5 protein-coding genes are annotated in these 9,798 nt (G+C 76.5%); all 5 read right to left on the bottom strand.

What is annotated here, in order from left to right; all coding sequences use genetic code 11:
* Nucleotides 1-134: 134 nt before the first annotated feature.
* The 5 genes from ACFVFS_RS00945 to ACFVFS_RS00925 all read right to left on the bottom strand — a co-directional run bounded on the left by ACFVFS_RS00945 (nucleotide 135) and on the right by ACFVFS_RS00925 (nucleotide 9,726).
* Nucleotides 135-1,304 carry an AAA family ATPase gene (locus ACFVFS_RS00945; protein WP_380618645.1) on the bottom strand — a complete coding sequence of 390 codons (1,170 nt, stop codon included), beginning with the start codon at nucleotides 1,302-1,304 and terminating at the stop codon, nucleotides 135-137.
* Nucleotides 1,301-6,457 (bottom strand): hypothetical protein, encoded by a 5,157-nt coding sequence (locus ACFVFS_RS00940; protein WP_380618643.1) that lies wholly within the window; start codon nucleotides 6,455-6,457, stop codon nucleotides 1,301-1,303. The genes ACFVFS_RS00945 and ACFVFS_RS00940 overlap by 4 nt, the downstream gene beginning before the upstream one ends.
* A complete protein-coding gene (locus ACFVFS_RS00935) occupies nucleotides 6,454-7,308 on the bottom strand; it encodes a DUF4132 domain-containing protein (RefSeq protein WP_380618641.1) in 855 nt (284 codons plus the stop codon). Before ACFVFS_RS00935 ends, ACFVFS_RS00940 begins: the two co-directional genes overlap by 4 nt.
* A gap of 157 nt (nucleotides 7,309-7,465) precedes the next feature.
* Nucleotides 7,466-8,707: a PQQ-dependent sugar dehydrogenase gene (locus ACFVFS_RS00930; protein WP_380618639.1), complete on the bottom strand. Its 1,242-nt coding sequence runs from the start codon at nucleotides 8,705-8,707 to the stop codon at nucleotides 7,466-7,468.
* A gap of 215 nt (nucleotides 8,708-8,922) precedes the next feature.
* Entirely contained in the window at nucleotides 8,923-9,726 is an 804-nt protein-coding gene (locus ACFVFS_RS00925; RefSeq protein ID WP_380618637.1) for an ABC transporter ATP-binding protein, read from the bottom strand.
* Between the last annotated feature and the right edge of the window lie 72 nt (nucleotides 9,727-9,798).

The raw sequence follows: 9,798 nt of genomic DNA, 5'->3' as shown, positions 1-9,798 counted from the left end.
GTGTGGCAGTCGCCCTCGGACGCCATGGTGCTCGGGCTGAAGTAACCGCGAAGGCGGTGCGCAACGCCGCGGGGGCGGTTCCGGACACCAGGGTTCGTGCCGCCCCCGGGGGGGGGGCGGGGCCGGCGCGGGGGTCAGTGCTCCAGGGCGGAGCGCAGCTCCCACAGGGTGCGCCAGGTGGCGCCGCCCTGTTCGGCACGGCGGCGCACCGGTCCGTCCCAGTAGCCGAGCAGCCGGGCGGCGTCGGCCGGGTCGTCCTTGCGGACGACGCCGATGAGCTGGCCGGGGAGGCGGCCGAGCAGGTCGCCGCCGTCGGGCAGGTAGGCGGCGCTGACGCCGAGGGCGGTGGCCACCGAGACGGCCTCGGCGGTGCTCATCACCGTGGAGGGCCGCTCGACGTCCCAGCCCTCGGTGGAGCGGCCGGTGCGCAGGTCCCGGAAGGCGGTGACCAGCGCCTCCAGCACCGCGTCGTCCACCGCGTAGGCGGCGCCGGCGCGGGCGACGGCGGCGGTCGACTGGCGGCGGACCAGGTCCACCTCGGCGGCGAGGCTGCCGATCGGGCCGACCGTCTCGAAGTTGAACCGCCGCTTGAGGGCGGCGGACATCTCGCTGACGCCCTTGTCGCGCAGGTTGGCCGTGGCGATCAGGGTGAACCCGGGGACGGCGTGCAGCTGTCCGTCGGGGCTGCCGGCGAGTTCGGGGACGGCGATCCGCCGCTCGGAGAGCAGCGAGACCAGGGCGTCCTGGACCTCGGGCAGGCAGCGGGTGACCTCCTCGACCCGGGCGACCGCGCCGGTGGTCATCGCGGTGAGCACCGGGGAGGGCACCAGGGCGTCGCGGCTGGGGCCCTTGGCGAGCAGCAGTGCGTAGTTCCAGCCGTACTTGAGCTGGTCCTCGGTGGTGCCGGCGGTGCCCTGGACGGTGAGCGCGCTGGTGCCGCAGACGGCAGCGGCGAGGAGTTCGGAGAGCATCGACTTGGCCGTGCCGGGCTCGCCGACGAGCAGCAGGCCGCGCTCACCGGCGAGGGTGACGACGCAGCGCTCGACCAGGGCCCGCTCGCCGACGAACTTCTGCTCGATCGCGAGGCTCTTCCGGCCGGCCTTGAGCTTCTCGCCGCCGCTGCCCATCACGAAGGTGACGACGGCGCGCGGGGTGAGCCGCCAGCCGGGCGGGCGCGGACCGGAGTCGTGGGCGGCCAGGAACTCCAGTTCGGCGGCGTACTTCTCCTCGGGCAGGACGACCTGCCGGGCGGCCGGCCCGGGCGGGGCGGCAGCGGTGGTGGACGTGGTGGCGGTGGTGGTCATCGGCGGGCCTTCCTGCGCTTGCCGGTCTGGAGCTCTTCGAAGCCGGGGGCGTCCCCGTCGGTGACGCGCTGCCAGGCCCGGGCGAACAGCTCCGGGACGGGCAGCATCGGCAGCGCGGCGTGGTGGGTCGGAAGGGCGTAGAGGCCGGCCTTCCAGATCTCGACGGGCAGGCCGGGGGCCTTGGCCTCCTGCCAGCCGCAGGGGAGGAAGAGGGTGCGCCCGGCGCGGGCCCGCTTGGCCTCCACGACCAGCCCGGAGGCGAGGAGCTCGGCCCGCGCCTTCTTCAGCCGGGCCGGCTTCCAGCCCGTCCAACGGGCGACGTTGCGGTCGGTCGGGTCGGGCAGGGCGAGCAGCTGGAGGTAGACGACGGCGGCGTCCTCGCCCAGCTCCTGCGTCTTGGCGACCTCGGTGACCAGCTTCGGCACCGTGAGCAGCGGGTGGTGGGGCCAGAACACGGCTCCGGGCTCGGCGGCCGCGGCCGCCTCGGGGAGCTCCGGCAGGGTGGCCAGCCGGTCCAGGGCGCCGTCCAGGAGGGCGGCGAGAACGGTCCGCTGGCGGGCGAGCCAGTAGCTCTCGGCCAGGCCGGCGAGCAGTTCCAGTGCCGGGTCCTGCGGTCCGCTGACGCCCGCCGGACGCCACCAGATGTACTCCGCGCTCTCGTGGCCGGGCGACAGCACCACGGCCTCGCCGCAGCGGACCAGTCCGTCGGCGTCGGCGCCGCCCTCGGCGGGCAGACCGTAGCGGGTGCGCAGGACGGCGGCCAGCGGGTCGCCCTTGCTGTTGCGGCGCAGGTCGTAGGCGAGCAGCAGCCCCGGGTCGGCCAGCCGGGTGCGCAGCGCCTGGACGGCCGGGGCGAGCAGCGCGCGCAGCGGACTGTTCCAGGACAGCCGGTAGGCGAGCCAGGCGAGGGCGTCGACGAACTCGGACAGGGTGCTGTACTGCGGGACGGCGTCCGCGTCGTCGGGCAGCAGGCCGGGCGTGGTCTCGTCGCCGAGGAGGCGCAGCCGCTGGGTAGTGGTGCGGCTGAGCCACGGGGTGGCCTGGTGGTTGAGGATCTCCTCGATCCGATCGATGCCGGCGCCGCTGACGGCGGCCTGGTCCTCGTCGGGCAGGGTGACGACCCGGCCGAGGCGCTCCGTCCAACGGGCGGCGCCGGCGGCGCTGTCCGGTCCGGTGGTCCAGAAGTCCTCGGGGTTCGCGGGCGGCAGGGCGGCCCAGACGTCGGCGACGGCGGCCCGCTCGCGGCCGCGCAGCCAGTCCCGGGCGGCCCTGGCCTCGGCGGACTTGAGGCCGTACTCCTTGAGCGCCGCGGCGGGCAGCGGTGAGCCGTACCACTGGACGAGGGCCGGGGTGGGGCTGAACAGCAGGGTGGAGCGGACGGTGCCGATGCCGGTGCGCTCGCCGAAGTCGGCGGCGCGGTCGGCGCGGTGGGTGATGGCGCCGTGCTCGGCGAGCAGGGCGGTGAAGCGGGCGACCCACTCGGCGGTGACGGTCTCCTCGGTGGTGCGCTCCCTGGTGGTGGCGAAGTGGGCGACCGGGCCGAAGGCACCGCTCGGGTCGTGGTCGACGGCGAGCCAGTACACCCGGTCGTCCTGGTGGTGGCTGCAGCCGAGGACGACGACGGTGCGCTCGCCGTGCCGCCAGACCTGGCCCGCCCGGCGCTCGTGCTTGCCCCGGTCGACGCTCGGGTCGGTGAGCGGCTCGGAGAGGAGGACCTCGCGCAGGGTGGCGCCGCGGTCGGCGAGCGGCCCCGCGGTGAGCTCGGTGAGCAGCAGCGCGAGCGAGGCGCGGTGCTCCTCGGAGGTGAGCGGGGCGGCGGCCGCGTAGACGAGGGTGCCGAGCCGGCCGAGGACGTGCAGCCAGCCGTGGTGGGTGTCGTCGCCGTGCAGCTGGACCTGGTGCGGGGTGCTCCAGCCGTCGCCCTCGGCCGCGGGGGGCTCGGCGAGGACGGCGGTGACGGTCCGGAGGTTGTTGAGGACGCGGTAGTTGGCGGCTCGCTCCCAGGAGCGGCCGAATCCTCCGGTCCCGGGCAGCAGCAGGGTGACGGCCTCGCTGAGCTGGTGGTCGGTGCCGTGCTCGGGCCGGTGGGCGAACTCGGGGGTTTCGTCGGTGCCGGTGGTGCGGCCCTCGTTCTCGGGCTGGGGCAGGTAGCGGGCGATCCTGTCGAGCAGGGTGGCGGCGGTGCGGGCGAGGCCGGTCACCCCGGCCAGCAGCCGTCGGTGGGCGATGCCCGGCAGGACCGCCGCGACGGCGTCGAGCGGGAGCTCCTCGACGGACTTGCCGCTGCTGACGACGGGGCGGCGGACGCCCTGGACGGTGATCCAGCGCTGTTCCTCGGCGGGCACGGGCTCGGCGTCGACCGGCCAGGCCGCGTCGACGAGGCGGGCGGCCTGCTCGTCGGTGACGCCGCGCAGCACCGCCGAGCCCTGCTCGTCGCGCGGGCGCAGGGCGTGCCAGAGGGCGAGCGGCAGCACGACGGGGGTGCCGGCGGCGTCCAGGCCGCCGGGGCGGCCGGGTTCGAAGTCGGCGGTGTAGCCGGTCGGGTCCGCGGTGACGGTGCCCTCCGCCGCGGAGTGCGCGGCGGGCAGGCCGAGGGCGAGGTGGCGGCCGACGCCGTCCTGGACGACCGGCCGGCCTCCGCCGGGCAGGGCCAGCAGGCCGCGCGGGTACGTCGGCGCCGGCCTGCCGGTGTTGTCGGCGACGAGCGTGGTGCCGTCGGCGGTGCCGGTGGTGACCTTGTGGGTCTCGATCCGCGGCCAGCTGCCGAGCACGGTGCCGTCGGTGCCCAGCGGGGTGGCCTCCAGGCCCGCGACGAGCGGCAGCAGCCGGGTGCGGCCGACGTCGAGGCGGCCCGCGGCGGCGCCCGCGGCGATCCGCGGCGGCTCGGAGGCGCGGCCCACCGTACCGGTGGCCGCGTCGAGTTCGTGCAGCACGTTGCCGCCGCGGCCCCAGCGGGCGGTCCAGTGGCCGGTGCCGTCGGTGAGGACGTGGTCCTGGTCGGGCATCTGGGTGTCGCCGACGTGCAGCGGCCGGTGGCCGCCGGTGCGGCCGCCGCCGGGCAGCGGGAGGCTCGGCATCTCGATCTCGTCGTTGCCGCCGTAGTAGCGGGCGATGGTCTCGCCGCCGAGGACGAAGGTCTCGGCGGGCCGCCCGGACCAGTAGGCGTGCTGCTTGCCGTCGTGGTACCAGGCGACCAGCAGCTCGCCGTCGGCGAGGCGGACGTGGGGGTGCTGGTGGCTCTCCAGCTTGTCGGGGATGCGCAGGGTGTGTTCGAGCACGATGCCCTGCGGTCCGGCCACGACGACCTGGTTGCCGCGCGTGAGGACCAGGTTCGGCCAGGCCTCCTGCAGCACCAGCCCCTTGGGGAGGCTGCGGCCGTTGCCGTAGCCGGGGGTGTCGTCGCCCTCGGCGCCGAGCTTGGCGAGCGCCTCCTCCAGGGCCGGCCAGGCGAGTTCGTCCAGGATGCCGCCCCGCAGGGCGCGGGCGAGCAGCCCGGCCACGTCGAGGTCGGCGATCCGCTGGGCGGCGGCCGGGTTCTCGTCGCGGATGCCGGTGCGGTGGGAGCTGAGCTCGCGCAGCAGCGCGTCCGCGCTCTCCAGGCCGCGGACGGCCTCCAGTTCGTCGACGCGGACGTCGGACCACTCGACGAACAGTTCGCGCAGCACCGGCCGGGCGGCCAGACCGGTGCCGTCCACGGCGTCCCAGACGGCGGGGACGGCGGCGCGCAGCGCGGGGCGGAAGCGGGGGTCCGCGGCGACGGCCGCCAGGGTGCGGCCGGTCGGGGAGGAGCCGGCGACCCAGTGCTGGAGGAGGAAGGTGTGACCGTCGTCCGGGTCGGCGACCGGGACGCCCTCCGCGAGCAGCAGGTCGAGGAGTTCGACCTGGGTGGCGCTGCGGCGCACCCCGGTGAAGAGGTCGACCGGGACGGCCTCGGCGCGCAGCCGCTCCAGCATGCGGGTGACCAGGGCGACGGTCCCGGTGCTCAGGCCCCGGTCGCGCCAGCCGCGGCCGATGTGGTTGGTCCAGCGCTGCAGCCAGGCGGCGGCCGGCTCGGGGGCCGGGGCGGCGGCCGCGTCCGCGCCCGCGGCGGACGGCTCGGTGAGCAGCCGGTCGGCGCCGCTCTCGGCGAGGAGGGCGAGCCAGGCGGCGTCCTGGACGTCGGCGTCGTTGTTGCCGGGCGGGTCGGGCATCAGCTCCAGCAGCCGGGCACGGGCGGTGTCGTCGCGCTGCCCGAGGGCGACGACCGCGCCGTGCCAGACCTTCCAGAAGGCGCCGGGGGCCCGGTTGACGGCGGGTGAGGCGAGCAGTTCGGCGAGCAGCTCGCGCTCGTGCTCCTCGCGGTCCAGGCCGGCGGCCTTGAGCAGGGCGCGGGCGTCCTCGGCGACCCCGGCGTAGGGGGCCATGCCGGCGGCGGAGCGCTCGGTGCACAGCTGGCGGAACCGCTGCCAGGCGGTCAGCGGGTCGAGCCGGACGCTCAGCTCCTTGACGTACTGGCGCAGCGCCTTGACGCTGAGCGCGCCGGCCAGGGCGAACTCCAGGAAGACGGCGCGCAGCCGCTCCTCGTCGACGGCGAGGTTGTGGGTGCGCTCGGCGTCGCGGGCCTTGCCGAAGAAGGTGCTGGCGTAGGTCTGGTTGCCCTGTTCGAGGAAGATCCGGCCGACCTGCTCGCAGTAGGTGGGCAGGAAGTGCGGGACGGCGCGGCCGAGCCGCAGGGCCAGCTCGTCGAACCCGTCCTTGGCGTGGCCGGGCTTGGACTTGGCCTGGCGGGCGAGCCGCTCCATCTCCTTGACCAGGGCGAGCGCGTGGTGGCCGTTGGCCGGGTCGTTGACGAGCGCCCAGGCGGGGAAGCCCAGCGCCTCCTGCCGGACCTGGCCGACCTCCACGGGCCCGCCGGCGGGGGTGAGTCCGAGGAAGTCGACGGCGGCGTCCTCGGCGGGGCCGAGCGAACCGGGCACCAGGCGCACGATCCGGCGCCCGTCGAGGACGGGGTGCGCGTAGGTGCGGGCGGTGAGGACGTCGGCGGCGCTGTCGGGGGTACCGACGCCGGTCAGGGTGCCGGGGGCGAGGATCGCCCCGGACTCCAGCAGCCGCTCGTGGCGGGCGTGGTCGCCGGGCGCACCGGGGGTGCGGTCGGGTCCGGTGGTGGTGCTCATGCGGCTTCCTCGCCTTCGATCGCGCGGCCGGCGTACAGTGCGGCGGCCATCCGCATCCCCTCGGACCAGGCGACCGGTCCGACCTCGGCCAGCGGCAGGACCTTGCCGTCCGGGCCGGTCCAGCTGAGCGCGCCGGTCTCGCACTCGTCGTACTCGTAGTAGTCGCCGACCCAGACCCGGGCCTCCAGGGCCAGGCCGTCCTCGACGACGGGCAGCACGGCGTGTCCGCCGCGGACCCGGTAGCCGAGCCGGGCGCAGCGGCCGAGCAGGTCGCGCAGCTGGCCGTAGTGCCCGCCGGCGTAGGTGGAGACCTCGGTGCCGGCGGTGGTGCCGGGCCGGTGCCAGACCTCCCGGTACAGCTGCTGGACCTGCTGGGAGACGCCGAGTTCGACGGCGAACTCGCGCAGCTCGTCGAGGTCCTCCAGCAGGACCGGGTGGGGTATGCGCAGTTCGCCGCCGGTGAGCCGGACGGTGTCCCCGTCGAGGTCGACCAGGCCGAGGCCGCGCTCGGCGTCGGCGCCGCGCAGGAAGCCGGCGACGGCGCCGTCCGGCCCGGTGACGACCAGGTCGCGCAGGACCTCCTGCCAGGCCTCGTCCGCCCAGACGGCGGTGACGACGGCGGCGGGCACGGGCAGCGAGCGGACCATCCACCGCTCGACGGTCTCCAGGCAGCCGCGCCGGTGCGCCTCCAGCCACTCGGTGAGCTGCTTGAGGCCGACGACCACCGGGTCGTCGTTCAGCTTCGGCGGGACGGCCTTCAGCAGGCGGCCGGCCGCGTTGCGGCAGACCACCCTGCCCTCCTCGTCGAAGGCGACTTGGTAGCCGCCCGTTCCCGTTTCCACCCACGCCACGGCCGCTCTCCTCCCAGCTGGTCAGTGATGGAAGGAACGTAACGGGACACACTGACAACGCGGCCCGCGGGGAGGGGTACTGGCCGGTAGGAACGCCGGGTGCCAGGACGGGGCCGGGTTCAAACCGCTCGAACGGGTGATCCAATACCGGTCGGGATCAGCCCTGGTCGACGGTCAGCCGCAGGATCCGGTCGTCGCCGGGACGCGGCTCGCCGCGGCCGTCGGTGTTGTCGGTGAGCAGCAGCAGGGTGCCGTCCCGGTCGGCCACCACGGCGCGCAGGCGGCCGTACGCTCCGGAGAGGAACTCCTGCGGCTCGGCGACGGGTTGGGCTCCGTCCAGCGGGATCCGCCAGAGCCTGGCGCCGCGCAGGGCGGCCATCCAGACGCTCCCGGCGGCGTAGGCGATGCCGCTCGGCGAGGCGTCCGCGGGGTGCCACCGGGCGACCGGGTCGGTGAACCCCGGGCGGCCGGCGGTGCCCTCGACGGTCGGCCAGCCGTAGTTGCCGCCGGGGGTGATCAGGTTCAGCTCGTCCCAGGTGTCCTGCCCCAACTCCGAGGCCCAGAGCCGCCCTTGCGGATCCCAGGCCAGGCCCTGGACGTTGCGGTGGCCGAGCGACCAGACCGGCGAGCCCGGGAACGGGTTGCCGGGGGCGGGGGTGCCGTCCGGGGCGAGCCGCAGGATCTTGCCGGCGAGCGAGTCGCGGTCCTGGGCGAGCGGGCGCTCGTCGGCGTCGCCGGTGCCCGCGTACAGGAAGCCGTCGGGGCCGAAGGCGAGCCGGCCGCCGTTGTGCCGGGAGCCGTGCGGGATGCCCGACAACAGGACGACGGGCTCGCCGAGTTGGGCGCCGGAGGGGCGGGACGGGTCGTAGTCGAGGCGCACGATCCGGTTGTCGGAGGCGGTGGAGAGGTAGGCGTAGACCCGGTGGTCGGCGGCGAAGCCGGGCGAGAGGGCGAGGCCGAGCAGGCCGCCCTCTCCCCCGGCGGTCACACCGGGGACCGTTCCGACCTCGGTCCGGCCGCCGCCCTGCGCCGCGACGCGCAGGATCCGGGCCTCGTCGCGCTCGGAGACCAGCAGGTCGCCGTCGGGCAGGACGGCCGGGCCCCAGGGGGAGGACAGGCCCTCGGCGAGGGTGCCCGACACGCCCACCGACACCGGGCCGCCGGGCGCCGGCGAGGGCGTCGCGGAGGGGGCCGGGCCCGGCGGCACGGTCGGCACCGTCGCGGCGGGAGGCGGGGGCGAGGCGGCCGGGGAGGGCGAGGCGGAAGCGGCGGGCGAGGCGGCCGCGGAGGCCTGCGCGGACGGCGGACCGGCGGACCCGGGGGCGGCGGCGGAGCAGCCGACGGTGGCGGCCGGGCCGAGGACGAGGGCGGCGAACAGGGCGGCGGAACGACGGGACATCGGTGACCTCTCCCGGGCGACGGCGGCGGGCGCGGCGGCCGCACGGACGTCCGGGGACGCCCACCCGGCGGACCACACCCAGCAGACCACACCGGGCGCGGCAGCGGCCGCAACCCGCCGCGCCCGCCGAGCCGCTCGGGGGACGCGGGCGGGACGTCGGCGGGACACCGCCGACAGGTCCGCGGGACACCGGCGACAGGTCGGCCGGCGGGCCGTCAGCCGGCCGGGGAGACCGCCGACCGGCTCCCCGCACGCGGGACGATCACCGGCGCGCCGTCCCCGGGGGCCGCCAGAACATCGCTGTCGACGTCGTACAGCGCCCGCACCAGCGGCGCGTCCACCACCTCCCGCGGCGGACCGCAGGCGATCACCTCGCCGCCGCGCATCGCCACCACGAGATCGGCGTAGCGGGCCGCCGCCGCCAGGTCGTGCAGCACCATCACCACGGTGCGCCCGCCCGCCGCGACCTCGCGCACCAGCTCCAGCACCTCGACGGCGTGGCCGAGGTCGAGGGCGCTGGTCGGCTCGTCGAGCAGCACCACCGGGGCGTCCTGGGCCAGCACCATGGCGAGCCAGCAGCGCTGCCGCTGCCCGCCGGAGAGCCGGTCGAGCCGTCGGTCGGCGAACTCCTCGACGCCGGTGGCCCGCAGCGCCTCGGCGGTGAGCCGCTCGTCGTCGGCGGACCACTGCCGGAACAGGCCCTGGTGCGGGTGGCGGCCGTAGCGGACCAGCCCGGCGACGGTGACCGCCTCCGGCGCCTGCGGGCTCTGCGGCAGCAGCGCCACCCGGTGGGCGGCCTGGCGGGGCCGCAGCTTCCAGACGTCCTCGCCGCCGACCAGCACCCGGCCGGAGTCCGGCCGGTGGAGGCGGGCGATCGAGCGCAGCAGGGTGGACTTGCCGCAGCCGTTGGGGCCGACGATCGCCACCACCTGCCCGCCGGGCACGGTGAGGTCCACGCCGCCCAGCACCGGGCGCCCGGGACCGTACCCGGCCGTCAGGCCCTCGACCGTCAACTCCATGGCGGCTTCCTTCGGTTGGGAGGGGGGGAACGAACCGGGCGGCGGGCGCCCGGTGAGGGGGGCGCCCGCCGC

Source organism: Kitasatospora sp. NPDC057692, from assembly GCF_042799475.1.
Taxonomy (GTDB): Bacteria; Actinomycetota; Actinomycetes; order Streptomycetales; family Streptomycetaceae; genus Kitasatospora.
Note: the sequence above shows the minus strand (reverse complement) of the source record. Positions and strands in the feature narration are given on the sequence as shown.